Source organism: Kitasatospora sp. NPDC022856, from assembly GCF_055561235.1.
Genome location: NZ_JBVHHE010000049.1, coordinates 1 through 25,959, shown reverse-complemented (window position 1 = coordinate 25,959; position 25,959 = coordinate 1). Strand labels below are relative to the sequence as shown.

Below are 25,959 nucleotides of genomic sequence, written 5' to 3'. Positions count from 1 at the left end.
ATGTCCGATATAACCGTCATTTCCTAGATCAAACATTGCCCGGCCGTGACCCACCTCACGGTTTCATTCCGGCACTCCTGCCGCCGACATCGACAGATTGTGAGCATTTGACCACGTCACGCGGTCGCATCAGGGGCAATTCCCGTCACCCTCGGTGTCCACCCGTGACCCCTGCCACAGGGGTCCGTTGGTAAAGGCGGCCGGAAAGGCCCCTCGCCCCACCGCCCGTCCCGCCCCGTCCCAACCCGGTCCCACCCCCGACGACCGACCCCGGCCCGACCCGAGCGCCACCCCAGCGGCCCTCCACCCGATCCACCAGCTCTTCCAGCCCCACCAGCGCTACCCGCTCCACCTACTGCACCAGCCAACCCAGCCACACCCAGCCACACCCAGCCACACCCAGCCACACCGCCCGCTCCCCTCCCCCGCCCGCGTCACCCCTGACCGCCGGCGAACCCGACAACCGAGGAGTCCCAGTGCCGCGCATGCTCGCCGTCAGCGACGAGGTCCGATCCGAGATCGGCGACGACGAGGCAGACCGCCTGCTCGGCGGCGCCCACACACCCGACAGCTACGAGTGCACGTCCTGCCGCACCCCCGGTGACTCGCTCCAGGAGCCCACCAGCACGGTGCTGTTCGTCGGCGAGGAGACGGCGGTGCTCGCCTTCGCCCATGCCCGCTGCATCCCCTCCCAGGTGGTGCCGGTCTCCGAGGAGCAGCTGGTGGGCGCGGTGCGCAGCATCAGCCAGGCGCAGACCGAGGCGCCCGCCGTCCCGGGCCCCGCGATCCCGGGACCCGCCGTCCCGAACCCGGCCCAGTCCGCCGGCGCCCAGGCCACCGCGCCCGGCCAGGCCGCCATCCTCGGCATCACCTGCGGGCTGGTCCTGCACGGGGACACCGGTCACGCCGCGGTCGTCGTCGAGCCCACCGGACCGGTCGGCCGGCCGGGCAACACCTCGGGCACCGACGAGTTCCTGGACCTCCTCCAGGACGCCGGCTTCCAGCCCGTCACCGACCTCGACAAGACGCCGGACCAACTGGCCGGCTGGTCCGTCCTGGTGGCGATGGGCAAGCTGCACGCGATCCTGCAGCCCGCGGCCGCCGGGGGCAGCACCGGCTGGTGGCAGGCCCACCAGCCGCTCCAGGTCACCGACGCCTGGAGGTTCGCCGCCAACCAGCTCACGGAGGTGACCATGTACGCGGTCCCGGCGGGCATGGTGGGCCGGCAGCCGCGCGAGGACCTGCTGCGCCAGGCGCTGGAGCGTGCCGTCGCCCTGGGACAGGTGGTCGGCGCCTCCCTCCCGCTCGCGGGCACCTGAGCCTCCCCGACACCCCCGGCACGCCTCGCCCCGCCCCGGCCGGAAACCCACACCCGCCGGAGACCCACACCCGCCGGAGACCCACACCCGCCGGAAACCCACACCCGCCGGAAACCCACACCCGCCGGAAACCCCCGTCCGGAAGCCCACCCCCGGCCGGAAGGCCCGCCACGGACCGGTCCGCACCCCGACCGGCACAGGCCAACCTTCCGGCCGGGGCCGGGCACCCCGCATCCCCCGGGGGACTCGCTCGTTGGCCCCTGTGTGTACAGCTACGACGTCTCCGCATCCCACCGCCGGTCCACCACCGCCCCCCGAGTGATCCCGGGCATGCGCCCGTCGTTCGACGCTGAGCACCCGCACTCGGCCACGCCGATCTACGACGAGCTGTACTCCGAGTACCGGCGGCTGTTCCGCGCGCTGCCCGGCGACCGCTCGGGCGAGGAGAACCTGAGGTTCGCGGGCTTCGCCGTCCGCGACGGCTACCCGGTGCTCGCCGAGCCCCGTCCGTACCCGCCGCAGCACCAGGCGTTCCAGACGTACGCGGGCCAGGCCGCCGGCCTCCCCCAGTTCATGCCGAACCAGCAGAACGGCCAGGGCCACACCGGCAGCACCCACAACAGCGGCACCCACAGCACCGGCACCCACACCAACCACGCCCACCACACCGCGAGCCAGCACACCGGCACCCAGCACACCGGGGCCCCGCACACTCCCGCGGACCCCACCAGCGACGGGCTCGGCCAGGTCGGCCAACCCGCCCAGCCCGCCGCCCAGTTCGCCAACGGCCAGGGCTGGGTCGCGGCCGGCTACCTGGGGCCCGTGCCGCACCCGATGCCCGCCCCGGCACCGGCACCGGCACCGGTGATGAGCAACGGCAGCGGCACCACCGCCGGTCCGGCCACCGGCGGACGCCACCGCAACCTGCTCTCGCTCCCCCCGGGCCGCAGCAGCGACCAGCACTGACCCGGCCCACGCACCGGCCCGCACCCGCCGGGGCGCCCGCCCCCGCACCCGCCCGCGCACGCAGGAGGGCCCCCGCCGTCGAAACGGCGGGGGCCCTCCTGTCCAAGCGTTCCGTCGACCCCCCGGCCGACAGACCACCGGACCACCGGGCCGGCCGGCCCGCCACCAGGGCGCGGCGGCCGACCGGGCGCAGCGGCGGCGACTACTTGCGCTTGCGCTTCTCCCGCACCCGCACCGAGATCGAGATCGGCGTGCCGACGAAGCCGAACTCCTCACGCAGCCGGCGCTCGACGAAGCGGCGGTACCCGGCCTCCAGGAAGCCCGAGGCGAACAGCACGAAGCGCGGCGGGCGGGTACCCGCCTGGGTGCCGAACAGGATGCGCGGCTGCTTGCCACCGCGGATCGGGTGCGGGTGCGCCGCGACCAGCTCGCCGAGGAAGGCGTTCAGGCGCGCGGTCGGGATGCGCGTCTCCCACCCGGCGAGGGCGGTCTCGATGGCCGGGACGAGCTTCTCCATGTGCCGGCCGGTCTTCGCCGAGACGTTGACCCGGGGCGCCCACTGCACCTGGACGAGATCGCGCTCGATCTCGCGCTCCAGGTAGAAGCGGCGCTCCTCGTCGAGCTGGTCCCACTTGTTGTAGGCGATGACGACGGCGCGCCCGGCCTCGACGGCCATCGAGATGATCCGGGTGTCCTGCTCGGCCAGGGTCTCGCTGGCGTCGACCAGCACGACCGCGACCTCGGCCTTCTCCAGGGCGGCGGAGGTGCGCAGCGAGGCGTAGAAGTCCGCGCCGGCGGTCAGGTGGACCCGGCGGCGGATACCGGCGGTGTCGACGAACTTCCAGGTCTTGCCGCCCAGTTCGATCATCTCGTCGACCGGGTCACGGGTGGTGCCGGCCAGCTCGTTGACGACCACCCGCTCCTCGCCGGCGACCTTGTTGAGCAGGCTGGACTTGCCGACGTTGGGCCGGCCGATCAGCGCGACCCGGCGCGGGCCGCCGGCGGCGACGCCGAAGGTCTGCGGCGGGGCCTCGGGCAGGGCGGCCATGACGGCGTCGAGCAGGTCACCGGAGCCGCGGCCGTGCAGGGCGGAGACGGGGAAGGGCTCGCCGAGGCCGAGCGACCACAGGTACGCGGCCTCCGCCTCGGTGGACTGGCCGTCGACCTTGTTCGCGCAGAGCACGGTCGGCTTGCCGGCCCGGCGAATGATCTTGATCAGGGCTTCGTCGGTGTCGGTGGCGCCGACGGTGGCGTCGACCACGAACAGCACCGCGTCGGCGGTCTCGATGCCCAGCTCGGCCTGCGCCGCCACCATGGCGTCGATGCCGAGGACGTCGATCTCCCAGCCGCCGGTGTCGACGACCTTGAAGCGGCGGCCGTTCCAGGTGGCCTCGTAGCTGACCCGGTCGCGGGTGACGCCCGGCTTGTCCTCGACGACGGCCTCGCGGCGGCCGATGATGCGGTTCACCAGGGTCGACTTGCCGACATTCGGGCGGCCGACGACGGCCAGCACGGGCAGCGGCGCGTGGTCGGCGCCCCCGAGCCCGTCGACGTCCTCGGGGTCGAACCCCTCCTCGGCGGCGAGCGCCATGAATTCGGCGTACTCGGCGGCGTCCAGCTCACCGTGCTCGGTGGCGGAGTGCTCTGCGGTCATGTTCGTGTTTTCCGTTTCCCGGCGCGGCCCTTCCCAGGGGCGTGCCGTGCGTACCTGCCCCGGTCGGGGCAGCGCGAGTACTACGAGGAAGGCGCCCCGCGGGCGCTTCCGTACTTCCAGGGAGGCGCCCCGTGGGCGCTCCCGAACAGCGGGCCGCGACCGGCGAAGGCCGCGGAGGGTGTGCCCCGGGCGGTGGGCCCGGAGTGATGGATCCCGGACGGCGCGGGGGAATGGGACCCCCGGACGGCGCCCGGTGGCGGCTCAGACCGCCGACAGCCCGGCCCGCTCCTCCACCAGCATGATTATCGTGCCGATGACCTGCTCCAGGCTGAGTTCGCTGGTGTCCACCAGGACGGCGTCGGCGGCCTGGGTCAGTGGAGCGGTCTCGCGCGAGGAGTCCGCCTTGTCCCGGCGGACCAGGTCGGCGGCCATCTCGGCGATGGTGGCCTCGTCGACGCCCTTGGCGCGCAGCTCGGCCGCCCGCCGCTCGGCCCGGGCCGCCACCGAGGCGGTCAGGAAGACCTTGACGGTGGCGTCCGGGAACACCACGCTGCCCATGTCCCGGCCCTCGGCGACGATGCCGCGCTCGGCGACCTCGGCGCAGCCGCGCTGCAGCTCCACCAGGCGGGTCCGTACGGCGGGCACCGCAGCGACGGCGCTGACCTGCGCGGTCACCTCGGGCCCCCGGATCGGACCGGACACGTCCTGGCCGTCCACCGTGATGGTCGGGCCGGCCGCGTCGGTGCCGGAGACGATCACCGGCTTGCCGCAGGCCACGGTCACGGCCTCCGGGTCGTCGATGTCCACGTCGTTGGCCAGCATCCACCAGGTCAGCGCCCGGTACATGGCGCCGGTGTCCAGGAAGCTCAGCCCCAGCCGGGCGGCGACCGCCCGGGAGACGGTCGACTTGCCGGAGCCGGAGGGTCCGTCGATGGCGACGACGACCGGGGCGTGCGCTCGGTCGGCAGTGTCCACGGGGCGAACCTCTCTCTGGGCCTGAGCCCGAACCTGAATCCTGTACGGCGCGAGCCGCACAGCCTGAAACCGGGGGATGTCTCCCTCCAGGTTAATGGACCGGCGCCAGACCCCGCCCCGGTGCTCCGTTCCACCGGAACCGGCCCCGTGCCGGCCGCGTACCGCCGCCCCCGCACCGGCACCCGCACCGGCCCCTGATCCGGCCCCCGTACCGGCAGGCACCCCTACCTGCCGCGCGCCGGCCCCTCGGGTACCGGTCCTCAGTCCCGGACGCTCCAGCCGCTCGCCCGGAGCGCCACGGTGAGCGGCGTCACCGCGCCCGGAGCGACCGACAGCTGGACGAAGCCAACCTGCTGCCCCGACGAGTGCTCGATGACGACGTCCTCGATGTTGACCCCGGCGGCGCCGACCTCGCCGAAGAGCCGGCCCAGCTCGCCGGGCTGGTCGCCGAGGACCACCGCCACCGTCTCGTACCGGGTCGGCGGCGCACCGTGCTTGCCGGGGATCCGCGACTGGCCGGCGTTGCCCCGGCGCATCACGGTCTCGATCCCGGCCGCGCCCGCTCGGCGCTCGCCCTCCTCGGTGGCCTGCAGCGAGCGCAGGGCGGCGACGGTCTCGCCGAGGTCTACGGCGACCTCCTCCAGGATGTCGGCGACCGCGCCGGCGTTGGCGGAGAGGATGTCCACCCACATGCCCGGGTTGGAGGCCGCGATCCTGGTGACGTCCCGAACACCCTGGCCGGAGAGCCTTATGGCCGTCTCGTCGGCCTTCTCCAGCCGGGCCGCGACCAGCGAGGAGACCAGCTGCGGGGCGTGCGAGACCAGGGCGACGGCCCGGTCGTGCGCGGCGGCGTCCATCACGATCGGCATCGCGCCGCAGAGGGCGACCAGCTCCAGGACGGCGTTGAGCGTCTCGGTGTCGGTGTCGGCGGTGGGGGTGAGCACCCAGGGCCGGCCCTCGAACAGGTCGGCGCGCGCGGCCAGCGGGCCCGAGCGCTCGCGGCCGGCCATCGGGTGGCTGCCGATGTAGTGGACGGTGTCGCAGCCCAGCGCGGCCACCTCGGCCCTGGGCCCGTCCTTGACGCTGGCCACGTCGGTGTACCAGCGCGCCAGTCCGCGCCGCTGGCAGTCGGCGAGCACCTTGCCGACCAGGGCGGGCGGCACCGCGATGATCGCGAGGTCCACCGGACCGTCGGCCGGCTCGGTGGTGCCGGCGCCGAGCGACGCGGCGGTACGGGCCGCGTCCGGGTCGGCGTCCTCCAGATGAACGGTCAGCCCGCGTCCGGTCAGGGCGAGGGCGGCGGAGGTGCCGATGAGTCCGGTACCGACGACGGCGGCAGTGCGCATGGCGGGGTGGCTCTCCTCAAGGGGCTGGCCTGGACGTGCCCGCCCATCCTCTCGCATCCCCACCACCCCCGCGGCCACAGTCCACCCCCGCCGACCGCAACCGCGCGGCCACCGGCTCCGTCCCCCTTGACGCGACACCACGCGCACCACATCGCACGCGCACCGCACCGCGAACACGACACACCGCGACCACAGGACACCGCACCAGTGCACACGCACCGCACACGCGCGGACACACACCGCCGCACACGCACGCCGCACACGCCGAGCACGGGCGAAATCCGAGGACGCCCGCGCCGATGCGAGGCAGACTGACCGCCCAGGGGGCGGCAGCGCGCCGTCGGCGCGAGCGGCGCGAACGAAGGGGTAGGCCGGGTGGACGACCAGCACAGGGCAGACGACGAACAGCAGTCCGACCGAACCGCGGTACCGGCCCATCCGTCGGAGCTCGACTCCGTCGTGGTCCACGCCGTCGGCGCGGTCTGCCGCCGGCGCGCCCGGGTGGCCCTGCCGCCCGGCGGGCGACTGCGGCTGACCGGGCTGCCGCAGGTGCTCGACGGGCGGTCGCTGCGGGCCCGGGTGCTCTCCGGCCCGCCCGGCACCGCCGTCACGGAGGCCCGCCTCGAACCGGTCGCCGAACTCCGCTCCCCCGACGAACTCCCCGGGCTCCACAGCCGGTTGAAGGCCGCCCGGGAACACGAGTCCGCGGTCCGCGAGCGGCAGCGCCTGGTCCTCGACACCATCGCGGAGACGACCGCGCTGCGCGCCGTCCCGCCGGCCCGCCGCCGGGACGAACCGCTCCGCCGCACGCCCGCCGACGCTTGGCTGGAGCTGGCCGAGTTCGTCGACGAGCGGCTCACCCGGCTCCACCTCCGCGCCGACGAGCTGGCCGAGGAGCTCGAACGGGCCGAGCAAGCGACCGAGACGCTGGCCGACCGGCTGGCGCGTTCGTCCACCGCCGGACCGGCCCGGCCGGTCGAGACCTCCGCGACCGTCCTGCTCACCCTCACCGCTCCCGCGCCCGCGAACTCCCGGCCCGAGGACACCGCACCCGCCCCCGAGATCGACATCGAACTCGAATACGGCGTCCCCGCCGCCCGCTGGGTGCCCGCCTACCGGCTCTCCTACCAGCAGGGCTCGGACACCGGCCGGCTGGTCCTGCGCGCCTCCGTCGCCCAGCGGACCGGCGAGGACTGGACCGGCGTCCGCCTCGCCCTCTCCACCGCCGACCTGGAGCGGCACACCGACCTGCCGAAGCTGCGCTCGCTGCGGATCGGCCGCAGCCAGCCCGCCCCGCCGCCCTCCGGCTGGCGCGAGCCCCCGGCCGGGCTGGGCGACCTCTTCACCGGCTACGACGCGGTGGGCCCCCGCCCCGAGCCGCGCCGGAGCGGACCGGTCCTCGTCGGGGCCGCCGCCCCGCTCCCGCGCCCCGTACCGCCCCCCGCCCCGATGGCACCGGGCGGCGCACCCCTGGCGGGCGGCACCCGCGGCGGCGTCCAGGCCTTCGAGGCGCCCGCCCCGTCCCTCGGCTTCGCCGGCTACGGCGGGCCGCCGCCCGCGCAGCCCGGTGCCCCGCTGCCCCCGCCGGCGGCCGCCGCGGCCCCCGCGCCGCTCGCCCGCCGGGACCGCTCCGCGCGCCGCTCCGCCGCCGGGGCGGCCGAGGCCCCGTTCGCCGACGAGTTCGGCGCCGCCGCGGCCCCGCCCGCACCCCCGGCTCCCCCCGCCCCGGGCGCCACGCTGCTCGACTACCCCACGCTCGTCCTGGCCGGCCCCGACGAGCCCGCCGCCCGCCGGGGCACCCTCCACCCCACGGCCCCGACCCGCCCGACCCCCACCGGCTCCACCCTGAGCGGCCTGCCGCTCCCCCGCCACGCCGTACCGCCGCGCGCCTCGGCCGGCTCCTTCGACCACCGCTTCGACGCCGCCGCCCCCGCCGACATCCCGTCCGACGGCACCTGGCACACGGTCACGATCGGCGAGATCCCGGTCACCGTCCGGCCCGAGTACGTCACCGTCCCCTCCGTCGAGGAGAAGGTGTACGGGACGCTGGTACTGGCCAACGGGACGGCCCACGCCGTGCTGGCCGGTCCGGTCGAGGTCACCGTCGACGACGAGTTCCTGCTCACCGCCGCCCTGCCCACCCTCGCGCCGGGCGGGACGTGCCGGCTCGGCACCGGCGTGACCGAGAGCGTCGAGGTCGCGCGCCGCACCGAGCTGCACGAGTCCACCACGGGCATGCTGAACACCAGCACCGTGCTCGACCACCGGGTGCACGTGGAGCTCGCGAACCGGCTCGGGCACGCCGTCACCGTGGAGGTCCGCGAGCGTGTGCCGGTCACCCCGGACAGCGAGATCCGGATCGAGGAACGGGCCGACTGGCACGCGCCCGCCGCCCCCTCCCCGGAGTGCCCGCCGAGCAGCCGGCTCTGGCGGGTCGAACTGCCGCCGGGCGGGCGGGCCGAACTCGACGGCGGGTACCAGATCAGAATCCCGGCCGGAAAGGCCATCGTCGGTGGAAACCGGAGGAACTGAACGATGAGCAGCGACACCATCCCCCTCCCGGTCACCGCCGTCACCTGCCTGGAGGACCGCGGCCAGGTCGAGCGCGCCGTGACCGTCGACCTCGCCGCGGGCGTCCAGCGGCTGCGCCTCGGCCCGATCACCGCGCTCGCCGTCGACCGGACCCTGCGGGCCGAAGCCACCGGCCTCGCCCCCGCCGACGCCGAGTCGCCCAGGGTGGCGGGCCCCCGCGTCCTGGACGCCCGGATCGTCCGCGCCTGGACCCCGCGCGCCCCGCTGGCGCCCGGTCCGGACGATTCCGCGCTGCGCCACCGCGTCCACGAGCTCGACGTGCGGGCCCGCCAGGAGGACCAGCTGCGCCACCGCCTGGAGGCCCGGCTGGCCCTGCTCGCCCAGCTCTCCGCCGACCTGCTCCGCGAGGTCGGCGAGGGCGCCGGCGCCGGCGAGGTCGAACGGGCCCGCTGGGCCCGCGAGCTGGACCGGGTGGACGCCGAGCGCGAGCGGTACGGCGAGGAGCTGCGGGCCGCCCACTCCCGGCTGCGCGACCTGGAGGTCGAGCGCTCAGAGGCCCGGACGGCCCTCGACGAGGCCGAGGAGGCGCCCGCCGAGCTGGTCGCCCACCTGGACCTCACCGTCGAGGCGGCCGCCGCAGGACCCGCCCGGCTGACCGTCAGCCACCTGGTGCCGTGCGCGGTCTGGCGGCCCTCCTACCGGGCCACCCTCGCCGAGGGGTCGCTCCACCTGGAGTCCGAGGCGGTGGTCTGGCAGCGCACCGGCGAGGACTGGACGGGCGCCCGGCTCACCTTCTCCACCGCCCGCTCGGCACTGGCCACCGCACCGCCCGCGATCAGCGAGGACGTGCTGGCCCTGCGCGAGCGCAGCGCCGAGGAGCGGCGCACGGTCGAGGTCGAACTGCGCGAGGAGACGATCAGCACCCTCGGCCCGTCCGAGGCCGTGCCGGGGGTGGACGACGGCGGCGAGGTCCGGATCCTGCGGGCCCCCACGCCGGCCACCGTGCCCTCGGACGGCCGGGCGCACCGGGTGCCGCTGGGCTCCTTCACCGCGCCCGCCACCGGCGAGTACGCCTGCGCCCCGGAGCTGTCGCCGCTGGTGACCCAGGTGGTCCGGTTCCGCAACGCGGCCGGGCACGCGCTGCTCGCCGGCCCGGTGGAACTGATCCGCGGCAGCGGCTTCACCGGCCGCGGCGAGCTGCCCTTCACCGCCGCGGGCGCCGAGGCGGAACTGGCGTTCGGCAGCTCGGACGGCTACCGGGTGGTCCGGGAGACCGACGAACGGCAGGGCACCGCGGGGCTCACCCAGCGCTCGGTGACCACCCGGACGGTCCGGCTGCACATCTCGCGCTTCTCGGGCCCGGAGGAGCGGGACGAGCAGCTGGTCACGGTGCGCGAGCGGGTACCGGTCTCCGAGGTCTCGGCGGTCGAGGTGCGGCTGCGCAAGGAGGAGTGCTCCCCGGCTCCGGACGCCTTCGACACCGAGGGCATCGTCCGCTGGGACCTCCCGCTCGGCCCGGGCGCCCGCCGGACGGTGACGCTGGTGTACGAGATCTCCGCCTCCGCGAAGGTGGCGGGCCTGTGACCCCACTGCCTGCGACACCATCACCTGTGACACCGGCGCCTCTGGCCCCATCAGCTGTGACCCCACCACCTGTGACACCGGCGCCCGAACCCGGTCGGCCGCGCCCTCGCCGTGACGACCGTTCAGGTACAACAGGAACATGATCCTGCACCTCGCCCCCCTCGACGACTGGCTGGCCGACCCCGGCCGGCCGTACGCCACCGCCTCGCTGCTCACCGACGGGTTCATCCACTGCTCGGCGGACGAGCGGACGGCGCTCGCGGTGGCCAACGCCTTCTACGCCGACACTCCTGGTCCGCTGATGGTGCTGCTGATCGAGGAGTCGCTGGTGGAACCGATGGTGAAGTGGGAGGCCCCGAACGGCGCACCGCCGCCTGGAGCCACCCCCGGTGTGCTGTTCCCGCACATCTACGGGCGGCTGAACCGGTCCGCCGTGGTCGGCCTGGAGAAGGTCGAGCGCGGCCCGGACGGCCACTGGGCGAACCTCACGCCCTGGAGCTGAACCGCCACCGGCCCGGCTACAGCCAGCCCCGCTCCCGGGCCGCCATTCCGGCCTGGAAGCGGGTGGTGGCGCCCAGCTCGCGCATCAGGCTCTGCAGCCGGCGCTGGGTGGTCCGGGCGCTCCAGCCGAGCGAGCGGGCGATCGACTCGTCGGTGAGGCCGGCCGCCAGCAGGCCGAGCAGCTTGCGGTGGTCGGCCTCCGGCTCCAGCGCGCCCTCGGCGGCGCCGATCGCGGACTGGAGCTGGACCGCCCGTTCCCACTCCGCCTCGAACAGCGTGTCCAGGGCCTGGAGCAGCGCCGACGGGTGGATCACGTAGGCCGCGTCGAGGACGCTGTCGCCCACGCTGATCGGGATGACGGCCATCCGGTCGTCCGACATGATCATCTTCATCGGCAGCACCGGCCGGACCCTCGCCTCCTCGCCGTCCGCGACGCCGGCCAGGATGTTCTTCTCCAGCCGGCCGGGCCAGGCGACCGCCTCCCGGTCATAGATGGTCCGGAACCGCAGCCCTTCCCGCATCCGCTCGCGCTGCAGCGGGATGTTGGCGACCGGGTCCTGGATGTACGGGGGGCAGTCGAAGCCGCGGACCTGGTACTGGCTGGTCTCGGTGATGTGCTCCAGCCGCTGGGCGATCGCCTCGCCGCCGGTCAACACCTCGACCGAGTGCGCCGGGTCGGTGTAGCGCGAGGCCTCCCGGAAGGCGTCCATCAGCCGGTGCATCTCGGCCCTGGCGTGCCGCAGCTCGGACTCGCGATGGCCGATCAGCGTGCCGATCGCGACATCGGGCGCCACCGGGAGGAAGCGGTGGCGGTCCACCGGTGCCCTGGTCGCCATGCCCTGCTGTGCCAATCGGTCCAGCGCGCGGACGCTCTGCTGGAGTGTCAGACCGCAGCAGGTCGCGAGGTCCTCCGCGGTGGACTGCGGGTTGGCCACCAGCGCCGCGTAGACCTGACCGTCCGGCGCGGCCAGTCCCAGTGTGCTGAGTGGTGCATCGGACACGACGCCGCTCCCCCGTCTCGACTCCCGCCCGCGCCCCCGGTGGCGCAGTCCCGCCACTCGGCGGGTCGTGGTCAGGTGGCAATCTTCGGCCACGGATCATCGCGCTGACAAGGCGATGACCAGGCGATGCGTCCTTGCTCACAGCAGGACCCGCCGAACAGCAGGAGGGCCTCCCCGCCACTCGACGGGGAGACCCTCCCGAAACACCCGAATATGTAGACCGGTCTACCGACGCAGTCCCGCTCGCGCGGATTATGCAGACCCGACCGGTCTACAGACACGCTCCGCGAATATGTCGGGCGGTCTACAGATCCGGCCCCCGATTATGCAGACCGGTCCACAGAAACGCCCCCAACTATGCCGACCGATCTACAGAGAACGCCAGAATATGTCGACCGGTCTACAGAGGAGCCCCTCTATCGACCGGTCCACAGATTCCTACAGGCCGACCTCGCGCATCAGCTGACCGACCTCGGGGTTGGTCAGACGACGCAGCCAGCCGGACTTCTGGTCGCCCAGCGCGATCGGGCCGAAGTGCGTGCGCACCAGCTTCTCGACCGGGAAGCCGGCCTCGGACAGCATCCGGCGGACGATGTGCTTGCGACCCTCGTGCAGGGTCACCTCGACCATGTAGTTCTTGCCGACGTTGGAGATCACCTTGAAGCTGTCGGCCCGGGCGAAGCCGTCCTCCAGCTCGATGCCCTTGGCGAGCTGCTTGCCCAGGTCACGCGGGATCGGTCCCTGGATCGCGGCCAGGTAGGTCTTGGTCACGCCGTACCGCGGGTGGGTGAGGCGGTGGGCCAGCTCGCCGTGGTTGGTGAGCAGGATGATGCCCTCGGTCTCGGTGTCCAGACGACCGACGTGGAAGAGCCTGGTCTCCCGGTTGGTCACGTAGTCACCGAGGCACTGGCGACCGTCCGGGTCCTCCATGGTGGAGACCACGCCGGCCGGCTTGTTCAGCGCGAAGAACAGGTACGACTGGGTGGCGACGGTCAGGCCGTCCACCTTGATCTCGTCGTTCTGCGGGTCGACCCGCTTGCCCTGCTCGGTGACGCGCTTGCCGTTGACCTCGACCCGGCCCTGCTCGATGAGCTCCTCGCAGGCCCGGCGGCTACCGATGCCGGCCCGGGCCAGCACCTTCTGCAGGCGCTCGCCCTCGGGCTCGCCGGCGGTCTTCGGCAGGTTCACGGCCGGCTTGTCGTGCCGGGCCAGAACGGCGTCCTCGATCTTGGCCTGCAGCTCGCGCGAGCGCTGCGGCTGACGGCGCGGGTCGCCCGGGGCGCCCTGGCCCTCACGGCGCGGCCGCGGTGCCGGGTTGGGACGGCGCCCGGAGTAGCCGCCGCGCGCCGGCGTGGCGTTGGGGCCGCCGCCGAACTCGGGGCGGTCGTAGCGCCGCTCCTCGGGCCGCAGCGGGCGCTCCAGGAAGCCGCGGTCGTCGCGCCGGTCGTCCCGGCGGTCGTCACGCCGACCGTAGGAGCCGGAGCCGCCGCGCGGCGCGCCGGAGGCGCCGCCGTAGGACCCACCGCGCGACGAGCCGGACCCGCCGCCGTACGAACCGCCACGCGACGAGCCGGACCCGCCGCCGTACGAACCGCCACGCGACGAGCCGGAGCCACCGCCGTACGACCCGCCGCCCGACGAACCGCCGCGCGAACCCGAACCGTACGAACCGGACCCACCGCGGGAGCCGGAGCCGCCGCCGTAGGACCCACCACTCGACGAGCCGCCGCGCGAACCCGCACCGTACGAACCGGACCCGCCCCGCGAGGAGCCGGAGCCACCGCCGTAGGAACCCCCGCCGTACGAACCGCCGCCCTGCTGGCCGCCGCCGGACGAGCCCCCGCGCGGAGCGCCCGATCCGCCACGGCCCGCGCCGCCCCCGTGGGAGCCGCCGCCGCTCCGGCCCCCGCCCTGTCCGCCGCGACCGCCGCCGCCGCCGCTGCTGTTCCTGCCGTTGCCACTGCTACGCATCAAAGTGTCCGTACGTCGTTCCGTCTGGGATTGGGCTGTGCGGTCGTTTCGGCCGACCTCACCGCCCCCCTATCGATCGAGCGGAGCCCGATCGGCTTCGCCACTGCCGTCCGCAGCCTGCGCGGCAGCGGCGGCGACCGCCTCCGCGATCATCGTGCCCTCCAGGGACTCCGCTTCCACGTCGTCGACCTCGGGCAGGAAGGGAGCGAGTTCCGGCAGCTCATCCAGGCCGCGGAGCCCCATCCGTTCCAGGAAGTAGTTCGTCGTCCGATACAGGATCGCACCTGTTTCGGGCTCGGATCCGGCCTCTTCCACCAGTCCTCGCTGTACCAGGGTACGCATCACGCCGTCACAGTTCACACCACGGACGGCTGAGACCCGTGATCTGGACACCGGCTGCCGGTAGGCGACGACCGCCAGAGTCTCCAGCGCGGCCTGGGTCAGCCGGGCCTGCTGGCCGTCCAGGACGAAGCGGTCGACGGCCGCCGCGCAGTCGGCCCGGGTGTAGAACCGCCACCCGCCGGCGACCAGCCGCAGGTCGAAGCCCCGGCCCTGGGCGGTGTACTCGGCGGACAGCTCACGCAGCGCCGACGCCACCTCCTCCCGCGACCGTTCGAGGACGGACGCCAGGTGGGCCTCCCGGGCGGGCTCGTCGACGACCATCAGAATCGCCTCCAGCTCCGCCCTCAGCCCGGGCCCGTCCGCCGCCTCAAGCCCGACGGGCCCGGACGCGGGCGCCGCAGGCGCTGGTGCAGGAGCTGGTGCAGGCGGCGCAGACACAGGCACAGGCGCCGCGGACACCCGCCCGCCTCCCCCCGCACCGGAAGTCGACGGGATCGACTTCTGGTGCACCACCAGGGCCTCGGACGCCACCGGACCGGGCTCGACCCCCCGCGCCCCACCAGGAGCCGATCCACCAGGAGCAGCCCCGCCAGGAGCAGCCCCGCCAGGAGCAGCGAAAGCACCAGGAGTCACGGGAACCACGGGCGCGGCAACGACCTCCCCCTCCCCAGCCACCGCCTCCCCGACCACCCCCACCCCCGGCGCCGGCTCCAGCCACTCCTGGGCCCTCGGCTGCCCCGGCACACCGAGCGGACGCCGCACCGGCCGCTCCCCGCCGTCCGCCCCAGTCGTCATCGCTCCTCCTTCTGCTCACCGGCCGGCCGGTCGAACTCGTCCGTCACCTCGACCACACCCCGGTCCTCCTCGGCCACCCAGCGCACCAGCAGCTCGCCCAGGGCCTCGGGCTGCTCGAAGGCGAGCACCCGCTCCCGGTACAGCTCCAGCAGGGCCAGGAAGCGGGCGACCACCACCAGGGTGTCCGGCGCGTCGGCGACCAGCTGCTGGAAGGACGCCTCGCCGAGCTCGGTGAGCAGCCCGACCACCAGCCCGGCCTGTTCCCGCACGCTGACCGGCGGACTGTGGATGTGGTCGACGTAGACGACCGGCTCCGGCCTGGGCGCCATCGTCCGCGCCGCCAGCTGCGCGAACCGCTCCGTGCCGATGCTGATCACGACCTCGGGGAGCAGCCGCGCGTGGTGGGGCTCCAGCCCGACGGTCCGGGGGCGCCGGAGCAGTTCGGCGGCCCAGCGGTCGCCGAACAGGGCCGCCGCGCGCTTGTAGGCCCGGTACTGCAGCAGCCGGGCGAAGAGCAGGTCGCGCGCCTCCAGCAGGGCGAGGTCCTCCTCGTCCTCGACCTCGGCGGCCGGCAGCAGCCGGGCGGCCTTGAGATCGAGGAGCGTCGCGGCGACCACCAGGAACTCGGTCGCGGCGTCCAGGTCCCAGTTCGCGCCCATGGCCCGGATGTGCGCCATGAAGTCGTCGGTGACGGTGGCCAGCGCCACCTCGGTGACGTCCAGCTTGTGCTTGGCGATCAGGCTCAGCAGCAGGTCGAAGGGGCCCTCGAAGTTCTCCAGCCGCACCCGGAAGCCACCGCCGGGCGAACCGGCGGCCGTCCCCGACCCCTCTGCCGCAGCCGACCCCTCTGGCGCAGCCGGACCGGTCCCCGCAACGACGCGAACGCCCGCGTCGACGGTCTCACCGGACCTGACGGACCCATTGGCCCCACCCGACCCACCAACCCCGAGGAACGCATCGGATCCGGCGGTCCCATCGGCAGCGACGGACCCGGCGGCGGGCGGTTCGGGGGTGCTCGGCATAACGGTCCATCTTCGCCCGGCGGCCGCCGCCCGCCCCACGCCGGGGCCGCCGACACGCCGCACGCACCGCCGGGCGCCGCCGGTCACCGGTACAACGCCGGACCACCGGCCCAGCGCCCCCCAGAGGCATCACGAGCCCACCAGCAACCACCAGCAACCACCGGCACCACCGGCACCACAAGCGCCCCAAGGCGCCCCGCGGGCTTCAGCGCCCGCGCAGCCGCCGCACCAGGATGCTCGCCTCGCCGCGCTGCTCCAGATCGGCCAGCACGACCGCGATCGCCTCCCGGACGATCCGGCCGCGGTCCACCGCCAGCCCGTGCTCACCGCGGAGCACCAGCCGGGTGTGTTCGAGGTCCATCAGTTCCTCGGCGGACACGTACACGGTGATCTTCTCGTCGTGCCGCTCCCGCCCGGTGGGGCGGCGCGGTGCCCGTCCACGCGGCCTGGGGCGCCCTGTGGCGCCCGCCTGGTCCTCGGTGGCACCCGCGTGCTGGCGCGGCGCCGGAGCGGCGCCACGGCCGCCCTGAGCCGTCTTACCGGCCTGCGCGGCACCCGCCGCGCCCCCGGTCGTACTGCCCGCCGCGCCGGACTGCCCGATGCCCTGGGCCCCGCCCGGCTGGGCGGGGGCCGGCACCGGGGCGCCGCCCGCCGAGTGGTGCTCGCGCGGCCGACCGGCCTCGCCGCCGTTCGCGGCGCCCCCGGTCGCACGACCCGCGGCACCGCCAATGCCGTCGTCGGCGCCCTCGGCACCGTCCGGGCCGGCACCGTTGACGGCCCGCGCGGTCTCCGGTCTGGGCGCCTCGGCGGCCGGACGCGGCGCGAGGGACGGCGACAGCGCCATCCCGCCGGTGGTCCGGAACAGCTCGTCGGCACCCGGGAGACTCACTCGGCGGGGCGGCACCGGTCGAGCACCTCCCTGGCGAGCTGGCGGTAGGCGGCGGCACCGACCGAGTTGGTCGCGTACGTCGTGATCGGCTCACCGGCGACGGTGGTCTCCGGGAAGCGCACGGTCCGCCCGATGACGGTGTGGAAGACGTGCTCGCCGAACGCCTCGACGACTCGGGCCAGCACCTCACGGCTGTGCACGGTGCGCGAGTCGTACATGGTGGCCAGGATGCCGTCCAGGCGCAGCTCGGGGTTGAGCCGCTCGCAGACCTTCTCAATCGTCTCGGTCAGCAGCGCGACACCGCGCAGCGCGAAGAACTCGCACTCCAGCGGAACGATGACGCTGTGAGCGGCCGTCAGGGCATTGACCGTCAGCAGGCCCAGCGAGGGCTGGCAGTCGATGATGACGAAGTCGTAGTCGGGCAGCAGCGGCTTCAGGGCGCGCGCCAGCGCGGACTCCCGGGCCACCTCGCTGACCAGCTGCACCTCGGCGGCGGAGAGGTCGATGTTGGAGGGCAGCAGGTCCATGCCGGGGACCGCGGTCTTCAGCAGCACCTCATCGGCCGTCAGGCCGCGCTCCATCAGCAGGTTGTAGACGGTGACGTCGAGTTCCATCGGGTTGACGCCGAGACCGACCGAGAGCGCGCCCTGCGGGTCGAAGTCCACGAGCAGCACCCGGCGGCCGTACTCGGCCAGCGCCGCGCCCAGGTTGATGGTCGACGTGGTCTTGCCGACGCCGCCCTTCTGGTTGCACATCGCGATGATCTGCGCGGGGCCGTGCTCGGCCACCGGCGCGGGGATCGGGAAGTACGGCAGCGGACGGCCGGTCGGGCCGACCCGCTCGCGCCGCTGGCGCGCGGCGTCGGGGGCCAGCGTGGCGGCGTACTCCGGGTCCGGCTCGTACTCGGCGTCCGGGTCGTCGTAGGCGCCGTAGGCGAACTCGCCGTAGGCCAGGCCGTGGGCCGGCAGGTCGACGTCGTAGTCGGTCACCGTGGTCACCTGTGCTGTGTTCTGTCGTGCTTCGAAAGTGCGGAGTGCGACCGAGCCGACCTCGGCCGAGCCCACGGTGGCCTGCCGGGCCCCGGACTCCTCACTCGGCTGGACGGCGGTGTGCTCCGCCAGTCCTGGCTGACCACCCCCGGGAGCAAATGTCGACTCATTCACAAGTCGTCTTACCTCCTTGGGCATCCAGGACTCTATGTCGATTCGTCAGCGTGGCAGCATGCCGACGGTTTGCGACTCTAGGCCGTTCAAGGCGTTCGCAGCAACACAATCCACGGTAGTGGGCAGGATGTGTCGACTATCGGGCAACCCTCTGTCAAGGGATGCGCGGGCCCTTGACCCTAACGTTTCTGCGGTCGGGTGACACGACCCACAGAAATTGACGACAGAGCGACCCGCCCGCATCACCCCCGTTCACGCGTCCGGATCGGCGCCGCTCACCCACCCCGACCACCCGCGTTCACCCGCCCCCGTGGACGCCGTTCACCCGCCCGCGTCGGCGCCGTTCGCGGGCATGGCGAAGCCCCCGATCCGGGGACCTCCGGCCCGCTGGCGGACGAGGAGGACGGGTCGGGGGCCTACGGGCCGTCCCACCGGGAACGGCCCAGGTCGGAGCGGTCCGCGCCGGCGTGGCGCGGACCGTCCCGAACCGGGGGAACCCGAGATCAGGCGAGCACGCTCTCCAGGGAGACGGACTCCAGGCCGAAGGCCTCGGCGACGGCGCCGAAGGTGATCTGGCCCTCGTGCACGTTCAGGCCCTTGGCCAGCGCCGGGTCACGGCGCAGCGCGTCCTTCCAGCCGCGGTTGGCCAGCTCCACGATGTAGGGCAGCGTGGCGTTGGTCAGCGCGTAGGTGGAGGTGTTCGGGACGGCGCCCGGCATGTTGGCCACGCAGTAGAAGACCGAGTTGTGGACCTGGAAGGTCGGCTCGGCGTGCGTGGTGGCGTGCGAGTCCTCGAAGCAGCCGCCCTGGTCGATGGCGATGTCGACGAGCACGGAGCCCGGCTTCATGCGGGAGACCAGCTCGTTGGTCACGAGCTTCGGGGCCTTGGCGCCCGGGATCAGCACGGCGCCGATCACCAGGTCGGCCTCCAGAACGGCCTTCTCCAGCTCGAAGGCGTTGGAGGCGATGGCCTTGATCTTGGTGCCGAAGACCTTGTCGGCCTCGCGCAGCTTGTTGATGTCGCGGTCGAGCAGGGTCACCTCGTAGCCCATGCCGATGGCGATGGTGGCCGCGTGCCAGCCGGAGACGCCACCGCCGATGACGACGGCCTTGGCCGGGTGGGTGCCGGGCACGCCACCGGGCAGCACGCCGCGGCCGCCGGCCGGGCGCATCAGGTGGTACGAGCCGACCTGCGGGGCCAGCCGGCCCGCGACCTCGGACATCGGCGCGAGCAGCGGCAGGGCGCCGTTGGCGAGCTGCACGGTCTCGTACGCGATCGCGGTGGTGCCGGACGCGACCAGCGCGTCGGTGCCGGCGCGGTCGGCCGCCAGGTGCAGGTACGTGAAGACGGTCTGGCCCTTGCGCAGACGGTGGTACTCCTGGGCGATGGGCTCCTTGACCTTCAGCAGCAGGTCGGCGGTGGCCCACACCTCGTCGGCGGTGGGGAGGATGGTGGCGCCGGCGGCCACGTACTCCTCGTTGGGGATCGAGGAGCCGAGACCGGCGTTGTCCTCGATGTAGACCTCGTGTCCGTTGCGGACGAGCTCATGCACGCCGGCGGGCGTGATGGCCACGCGGTACTCGTGGTTCTTGACCTCGCGGGGGATGCCGACCTTCACGGCTAAACACGTCCTCTTGCCATGGGGGTCCCTACCGGAGAAGACCGGCGGGCGACGCGCACGTGGGGAAGCCTCCGGACGACACCGGGGCATGGATCGCTGCGCGACTGAGTTCGAGTGTAATGAAGCCCAGGCGGCGTGTCAGCCTTCCAAAGCGAACAAATCTGCCGGACACATTGGCAGGTTCGTAGGCTTCCCCAGCGATCTTCCCGCCAAAGCAATGCCAACCGGGCATCTCCGACAATACTCCGGAACCCGCCCCTACCACCCGCCGTCGAGGCGTTCCCGCAGCTCCGCGAGGGCGTCGCCGACCACCTGCTGCCCGCGCTCGTCGCCCAGCCTCCGCAGCACCGACAGGGAGGCCCGGTACTCCCGCTCGGCCTCCTCGAACCGGCGCTGCGCGGTGTGCGCCTCGGCCACCCGGGCGAGCAGCCGGGCCTCGGCCGCGTGGTCGCCCATCGCCTGCCGAAGGGCGAGCGCCCGCCCGTACCAGTCGGCGGCGCGAACCGCCTCGCCGAGCGCCCGGTAGCAGCCCGCCGCGCCCTCCAGGGCCCGGGCGCAGAGCGCCTCGTCGTCGGCCGACCGGGCGTGCTCCAGGGCCGCCCGGTAGTGCGCGCAGGCCTGCTCCCAGCGGCCGGCCGCGGCCTGGAGATCCCCCAGATTGAGCAGTGCGGCGGCGGCCCGGCGCGGTTTGCCGTGGCGTTCGGCCACGGTCAGCACCTGCTCGTGCAGCTGGTAGAGGTCGGCGGGGGCGGCCGCGCCGGTCAGCGGCAGCGCCCGGAGCAGGGCGGTGACCAGCCGACCGGCCGAGCCGTCCAGATCGCCCTGGCCGATCGCGTCGGCGACCGCGCCGAGCAGGACGTCGCGCTCGCCGAGCAGCCACTGCCGGGCGTCGGCGGCGGAGCGCAGCCGGAGCGGGCCGGGCAGCGGGTCGGGGCCGGGGCCGCCGGCCGGGTCGAGCAGTGCGCGGGCGGATTCGGTGAGCCGGACCAGCCGCTCCAGCAGCCGGGCCCGGGCCAGTTCGACCTCGGCGGGCCGGTCCTCGCTCTCCCGCAGCCTGACCAGCCGGGGGTAGAGCCGGCCGGGCACCCGGTACCGCGAGGTCCCGTCGGCGGCGGGGGGCTCCGCACCGAGCAGCTCCCGCTCGGCGAGCGCGGCCAGCATGGTGGCGGCCTCCGGCGCCGGGCAGCCGACCAGGGCCGAGGCGGTCCGCAGGTCGGCCGTCTGCCCCGGTGCGAGGGTGAGCGCCCGCAGCATCCGCGCCTGGGGGGCCGACAGCGTGCCGTAGAGCAGGGTGAACGCGCCGATCAGCGGATCGTTGTCCGGCACCGGAACGGGCTCGGCAGGTTCGGGCCCGGGCTTCACCCAGGCCGCGGGGTCCGTCACCGGGACGGCGGCAGCGGCGGCAGCGGCCGACTCCACCTGCTCGGCCTTCGAGCCGACCGTCCCGGCCGTCCCGGCCGTACCGACTGCACCGCCCGCAGCGGCACCGGCGGTCCCCGGCTTTCCGGCCCCGCCCGGCCGGCCGGGCCGCTCCGGGGCCGGGACCTGCTCCGGAGCCGGCCCGGAAACGTGCTCCGCGGGCTGCGTCCCGCCGCGCCGTTCACCGCGCTTCCCGCCGCCCCGCGCGGGCCCGGCGGGACGCCTGACACCCTTCCCGTCCCCCGGACCGGCCCCGGCCCCGGCGCCGCCCGGAGCCCGCCCGTCCGCCCCGGTCCCGGCCCTGGGCCCCGCACCGACCCCCGCACCGGTTCCCGCGTGCAGGGCGCCGCCCTTCGTACGCTCCGGCCCACCGGACGCGCCGGGCCCGCCCCGGGCGCCCTTCCCCCCGGAAGCCGTCTCCCCGGCCGCGTGCACCCCACCAGCCGCCTTCGCGCCCCCCACCGGCTTGGCGTCGGCCTCCCGCACCGCCCGTGCCAGCTCCTTCGCGGCATCCGTCACCGCCAGCTTCGGATTGCCCCGCAGCCACCCCGCCATCAGCCGCAGTGCCGCCGGCCGGGCCGCGCAGGCCTCGGCCAGGTCGGCCCCGCCGACCGGGTCGCAGCTGATCCTCGTCCCGCCGACCAGGTCGCCGAGCAGCTCCCCCGAGGCCTGCCGGTCGAGCCCGCCGAGGATGACCGGGTCGATGTCCTCGATGCCGGTGAGCGGCCCGGCGGTGGTGGCCAGGACGAGGCAGCCGGGCTCGTCCGCGAGCAGCGGCCAGAGCTGTCCGGCGTCCCGCACGTCGTCCAGCAGCAGCAGGGCCTTCCGCCCGGCCAGCGCCTCGCGCAGCGCGACGCAGGCCGGTTCGTCCCGGCTGTCCTCGACGGCGCCGGGCAGCGGGACGCCCGCGACGTCCGCGCCGAGCTGCTCCAGCAGCCGGCGGGCGGCCCTGGCGGGCGGCACCCGGCCGCCGTCCGGGGTGGAGAGCCGGGCGAACAGCACACCGTCGGGGTAGTCGGCGGCGACCGTGCGGGCGAACCGGACGGCCAGGGTGGTCCGCCCGGAGCCGGGCCGGCCGGCCAGCACCAGGACCCGGCTGCGGCCCTCGGCCGGGCGGGCGGCGGCGGCCCGCAGGGCGGCGAGCTCGGCACGCCGGCCGACGAGCAGCGCGGGACCGGCGGGCAGCCGGTCGAGCCCGGGAACGTCCTCGACGGATACGCCGGGCCCCGCGTCCATGGTCGCCGTCTTCCTCGCCACCCGTGCCACTCCCGACGTCACCCAGCGCTCAGCGGAGGCGGCCCGGGACGGGCGCCCTGTCTGCGAAGCGTAGTTCGACCGTCCGGCTCCGCCGAGGTGACATCCGGTCGTACGAACCGGTAAGTCACCCCTGCGGGTCAACCGCGGGGTGACGCGCCGTCCACCGCCACGCCGGGAAGGTCACCCCACGAAGCGTCGCCCCACGAAGCAGCGCCGCAGAAGCGACACCGCGCGAAGCGGCACCGCGGAGTCGTCACCCCCACGAAGCAGCCGCGCCGAGGTCACGCCGGAGGTGTCACGCCGAGAAGGGCCGCGCCGGCCACGGCGAGTCGGCGGGGCGCAGCGCGGCCAGGCCGCCGGGCCCGGTGAGCGCGGCGTGCACGGCGAGCGTGCCGGTGATCAGGGTGGGGTTGTGCAGTTCCCCGGCGTGGATCAGCCGGATCAGCTCGGCGACCGGCACCCGGGCGGTCTCGATCTCCAGTTCCTCGCCGTGCGCCTCGTAGCGCTCGCCCTCGGCGGCGGTGAGGTCGGTGGCGAGGAAGAGCCGCAGCGCCTCGTCCGTGCCGCCGGGCGAGGTGTAGAAGTCGACCAGCACCCGCCAGGTGTCGGCCTTGCAGTGCGCCTCCTCGTACAGCTCGCGCTGGGCGGCGTGCAGCGGGTTCTCGCCGGGGACGTCGAGGAGGCCGGCCGGCAGCTCCCAGAGCCGCTGGCGGACGGGGTGGCGGTACTGGCGCAGGATCAGCACCCGCTCCTGGTCGTCCAGCGCCAGGACGGAGACCGAGCCGGGGTGGGTCTGGTAGTCGCGGCGGGCCCAGCTGCCGTCGGGCATCCGGACCTCCTCGGAGCGCACGCCGGTGACCTTGCCCTGGAAGGGCGTCGCGGTCCCCCGGGTCTCCCACTCCTCGGCCACGTCAAAGATGCTCTGGTCGTCCATCGCTCTCCCCTTTTCGTCAGTACGACACAATCTAACGCCGGACGGCGGCCCCGCGGGAATCGCGGGGCCGCCGTCCGGTGACGTGTCGACGACTACTCCTGGTCGGCGCCCACTGCTCGGCGCCGACTCACCGGGCGCCGAGCAGCGGGTACCGACTACCGGGTACCGGCTACTGGGCAGCCGTCTTGATCTCGATGGCCGCCTTGACCAGACCCGCGAACAGCGGGTGCGGGCGGGTCGGGCGGGACTTCAGCTCCGGGTGGGCCTGGGTGGCCACCAGGTAGGGGTGCACCTCGCGCGGGTACTCGACGTACTCGACGAGGTCGCCCTTCGGGGAGAGGCCGGAGAACTGCAGGCCGGTCTTCTCCAGGTCGGCGCGGTACGCGTTGTTGACCTCGTAGCGGTGGCGGTGGCGCTCCTCGACGTACTGCTCGCCGCCGTAGACCTCACGGACGATGGAACCCTCGGCGAGCTTGGCCGGGTAGAGGCCCAGCCGCATGGTGCCGCCCAGGTCGCCCTTGCCGTCGACGATCGCCAGCTGCTCGGCCATGGTGGAGATGACCGGGTACTTGGCGGCCGCGTCGAACTCGGTGGAGTTGGCCTCGGGCAGGCCGGCGAGGTTGCGGGCGGCCTCGATGACCACGCACTGCAGGCCCAGGCAGAGGCCCAGCAGCGGGATCCTGTTCTCCCGGGCGTAGGTGATCGCGGCGACCTTGCCGTCCACACCGCGGTCGCCGAAGCCACCGGGGACGCAGATCGCGTCCACGTCGCCGAGCTGCGCCTGGGCGCCCTCGGGCGTCTCGCAGTCGTCGGAGGTGACCCACTTGATCTCGACGCGGGCGTTGTTGGCGAAGCCGCCGGCGCGCAGCGCCTCGGTCACCGACAGGTAGGCGTCCGGCAGGTCGATGTACTTGCCGACCAGCGCGACCTTGACGATGTGCTGCGGCTCGTGGACGCGGCGCAGCAGGTCGTCCCAGGTGGTCCAGTCCACGTCGCGGAACGGGAGGTCCAGCCGGCGGACCACGTACGCGTCCAGGCCCTCGCCGTGCAGGACCTTGGGGATGTCGTAGATCGACTTGGCGTCGATGGCCGCGACCACGGCCTCCTCGTCCACGTCGCACATCAGCGAGATCTTGCGCTTGATGGCCTGCGGGACCTCGCGGTCGGCGCGCAGCACGATGGCGTCCGGCTGGATGCCGATGTTGCGCAGCGCGGCCACCGAGTGCTGGGTGGGCTTGGTCTTCAGCTCGCCCGAGGGGCCGATGTACGGCAGCAGGGAGACGTGCACGAAGAACACGTTGTCCCGGCCGACCTCGTGACGGACCTGGCGGACGGCCTCCAGGAAGGGCAGCGACTCGATGTCGCCGACCGTGCCGCCGACCTCGGTGATCACCACGTCGACGTCCTCGGTCGCCATCCGGCGGATCCGGGCCTTGATCTCGTTGGTGATGTGCGGAATCACCTGGACGGTGTCGCCCAGGTACTCGCCGCGGCGCTCCTTGGCGATGACCGTCGAGTACACCTGGCCGGTGGTGACGTTCGCCGAACCGTGCAGGTTGGTGTCGAGGAACCGCTCGTAGTGGCCGACGTCGAGGTCGGTCTCGGCACCGTCGTCGGTGACGAAGACCTCACCGTGCTGGAACGGGTTCATGGTGCCCGGGTCCACGTTGAGGTACGGGTCGAGCTTCTGCATCGTCACGCGGAGTCCGCGGGCCTTGAGCAGGGCGCCCAGGCTGGAGGCGGTGAGGCCCTTGCCGAGCGAAGAGGCGACACCCCCGGTGACGAAGAGGTGCTTGGTCGTCACGGCGCGGCCGTTCGATGCCTTGCCGGAATGGGGCTGTGCCAAGAGGGGGCTCCCGTGGGTCGCGTGTCGAAGGTGACGTGGGCGGGAAGCTCTCGGCTCGCCTGGCGCGACGGGAGTGCGGTGTGGTGCACGGCACTCAACGAATCGTCGGTTCGGCTGGTCCGGGGCGTTTGATCCCACCGGTCCACGGGATACCAGGGTATCAGTGCCCCGGCCCGGACGCGTTCCGGCCCGCTCGCGGCGCTCGGGAACCACTCCGTCGGCGCACCACCGGCGCACCACCCGGCGCACGCGTCACACCGGTCGCACCACCGGCCCGAGCGGGCCACTCCGCAGCGCTCGGGCGGGTCATGGAGCCCCCTCCCGACGGACCATCCGGAGGTGATCCTTCCGAGCCATCCTTTACGGCTCCCCCACGATGCACGGCATTTCCGCCGAATTGTGGCGCCACGCAGGGCTGCGCCCGCGTGCTTCGCCCCTTTCGTCCGTCGTAAGCTGCACGGACGCATCGCCGACAGCACGAGCAAGCGGAGGGCGTGGGAGGGCAAGGACACCTCTCGGTCCCCGATGCGCGACCGGACCTCCCCGTTATCCAGCACCTCCCCACCCACCCTGGGGCTCGACCGGGCCCCGCGCGGACACTCCAGCAAGGCCTGCCACCACCCCCGGCAGGCCGGACGTCCCGGGGTGACCCCCGGCCCCGCAGACCCGCTGGCTCTCCCCGGATCGCCGATGCGTCGTGACCACATTGCGAACTGGAGATCCACGTGGCCGGCCGTATCGAGGACTACGCACTCATCGGGGACATGCAGACCGCTGCCCTGGTCAGCAGGGACGGAGCGGTCGACTGGCTGTGCCTGCCC

At 74.1% G+C, this 25,959-nt stretch carries 18 protein-coding genes; 5 read left to right on the top strand and 13 right to left on the bottom strand.

The genetic code is table 11. The annotated features are described in order from the left end of the window. The first annotated feature begins 476 nt into the window (after window positions 1–476). Window positions 477–1,319 carry a hypothetical protein gene (locus ACZ34W_RS33875; protein ID WP_329490182.1) on the top strand — a complete coding sequence of 281 codons (843 nt, stop codon included), beginning with the start codon at window positions 477–479 and terminating at the stop codon, window positions 1,317–1,319. A gap of 330 nt (window positions 1,320–1,649) precedes the next feature. Further along, window positions 1,650–2,285 carry a hypothetical protein gene (locus ACZ34W_RS33870; RefSeq protein WP_465609657.1) on the top strand — a complete coding sequence of 212 codons (636 nt, stop codon included), beginning with the start codon at window positions 1,650–1,652 and terminating at the stop codon, window positions 2,283–2,285. A gap of 202 nt (window positions 2,286–2,487) precedes the next feature. Here the strand turns inward: ACZ34W_RS33870 and der are convergent, their stop codons facing one another. The 3 genes from der to ACZ34W_RS33855 form a co-directional block, all read right to left on the bottom strand. Next, window positions 2,488–3,939 carry a ribosome biogenesis GTPase Der gene (gene der, locus ACZ34W_RS33865; RefSeq protein WP_329490181.1) on the bottom strand — a complete coding sequence of 484 codons (1,452 nt, stop codon included), beginning with the start codon at window positions 3,937–3,939 and terminating at the stop codon, window positions 2,488–2,490. 261 nt (window positions 3,940–4,200) lie between these two features. Then, window positions 4,201–4,914 (bottom strand): (d)CMP kinase, encoded by a 714-nt coding sequence (gene cmk / locus ACZ34W_RS33860; protein WP_465609655.1) that lies wholly within the window; start codon window positions 4,912–4,914, stop codon window positions 4,201–4,203. 260 nt (window positions 4,915–5,174) lie between these two features. Further along, complete coding sequence (locus tag ACZ34W_RS33855; RefSeq protein ID WP_329490179.1) at window positions 5,175–6,260, bottom strand: prephenate dehydrogenase; 1,086 nt, start codon at window positions 6,258–6,260, stop codon at window positions 5,175–5,177. A 375-nt stretch (window positions 6,261–6,635) separates the two neighbouring features. Between ACZ34W_RS33855 and ACZ34W_RS33850 the strand changes: the two genes are divergently transcribed. The 3 genes from ACZ34W_RS33850 to ACZ34W_RS33840 all read left to right on the top strand — a co-directional run bounded on the left by ACZ34W_RS33850 (window position 6,636) and on the right by ACZ34W_RS33840 (window position 10,878). Beyond that, the gene (locus ACZ34W_RS33850; protein ID WP_465609652.1) at window positions 6,636–8,792 is read left to right on the top strand and encodes a DUF4139 domain-containing protein; all 2,157 of its coding nucleotides are present in this window, start codon (window positions 6,636–6,638) and stop codon (window positions 8,790–8,792) included. A gap of 3 nt (window positions 8,793–8,795) precedes the next feature. Beyond that, window positions 8,796–10,376 carry a mucoidy inhibitor MuiA family protein gene (locus tag ACZ34W_RS33845; protein ID WP_465609650.1) on the top strand — a complete coding sequence of 527 codons (1,581 nt, stop codon included), beginning with the start codon at window positions 8,796–8,798 and terminating at the stop codon, window positions 10,374–10,376. A gap of 139 nt (window positions 10,377–10,515) precedes the next feature. After that, window positions 10,516–10,878 carry a DUF952 domain-containing protein gene (locus ACZ34W_RS33840; RefSeq protein WP_329490176.1) on the top strand — a complete coding sequence of 121 codons (363 nt, stop codon included), beginning with the start codon at window positions 10,516–10,518 and terminating at the stop codon, window positions 10,876–10,878. 16 nt (window positions 10,879–10,894) lie between these two features. On the opposite strand, the gene ACZ34W_RS33835 is transcribed toward ACZ34W_RS33840, so the two are convergent. From ACZ34W_RS33835 to ACZ34W_RS33790, 10 genes are all read right to left on the bottom strand, one after another. Next, a complete protein-coding gene (locus ACZ34W_RS33835) occupies window positions 10,895–11,878 on the bottom strand; it encodes a TrmB family transcriptional regulator (RefSeq protein ID WP_465609648.1) in 984 nt (327 codons plus the stop codon). 438 nt (window positions 11,879–12,316) lie between these two features. Further along, window positions 12,317–13,849, bottom strand: a complete 1,533-nt coding sequence (locus tag ACZ34W_RS33830; RefSeq protein ID WP_465609646.1) for a pseudouridine synthase — start codon at window positions 13,847–13,849, stop codon at window positions 12,317–12,319. Window positions 13,850–13,918: 69 nt separating this feature from the next. Next, window positions 13,919–14,512 carry an SMC-Scp complex subunit ScpB gene (scpB, locus tag ACZ34W_RS33825; RefSeq protein WP_380392224.1) on the bottom strand — a complete coding sequence of 198 codons (594 nt, stop codon included), beginning with the start codon at window positions 14,510–14,512 and terminating at the stop codon, window positions 13,919–13,921. A gap of 470 nt (window positions 14,513–14,982) precedes the next feature. After that, on the bottom strand, window positions 14,983–16,008 hold the full coding sequence (locus ACZ34W_RS33820; RefSeq protein WP_465609644.1) for a segregation and condensation protein A: 1,026 nt from the start codon (window positions 16,006–16,008) through the stop codon (window positions 14,983–14,985). Between the two features lie 205 nt (window positions 16,009–16,213). Next, window positions 16,214–16,897, bottom strand: a complete 684-nt coding sequence (locus tag ACZ34W_RS33815) for a hypothetical protein (protein WP_465609642.1) — start codon at window positions 16,895–16,897, stop codon at window positions 16,214–16,216. Then, window positions 16,894–17,961, bottom strand: a complete 1,068-nt coding sequence (locus tag ACZ34W_RS33810; RefSeq protein ID WP_380392235.1) for a ParA family protein — start codon at window positions 17,959–17,961, stop codon at window positions 16,894–16,896. Before ACZ34W_RS33810 ends, ACZ34W_RS33815 begins: the two co-directional genes overlap by 4 nt. A 602-nt stretch (window positions 17,962–18,563) precedes the next feature. After that, the gene (gene ald, locus ACZ34W_RS33805; RefSeq protein ID WP_329490170.1) at window positions 18,564–19,679 is read right to left on the bottom strand and encodes an alanine dehydrogenase; all 1,116 of its coding nucleotides are present in this window, start codon (window positions 19,677–19,679) and stop codon (window positions 18,564–18,566) included. Window positions 19,680–19,940: 261 nt separating this feature from the next. After that, window positions 19,941–22,358 (bottom strand): tetratricopeptide repeat protein, encoded by a 2,418-nt coding sequence (locus ACZ34W_RS33800; protein ID WP_465609639.1) that lies wholly within the window; start codon window positions 22,356–22,358, stop codon window positions 19,941–19,943. 295 nt (window positions 22,359–22,653) lie between these two features. Next, complete coding sequence (locus tag ACZ34W_RS33795) at window positions 22,654–23,292, bottom strand: NUDIX hydrolase (RefSeq protein WP_329490168.1); 639 nt, start codon at window positions 23,290–23,292, stop codon at window positions 22,654–22,656. A 169-nt stretch (window positions 23,293–23,461) separates the two neighbouring features. Next, the gene (locus ACZ34W_RS33790) at window positions 23,462–25,138 is read right to left on the bottom strand and encodes a CTP synthase (protein ID WP_329490166.1); all 1,677 of its coding nucleotides are present in this window, start codon (window positions 25,136–25,138) and stop codon (window positions 23,462–23,464) included. Window positions 25,139–25,959: the final 821 nt, after the last annotated feature.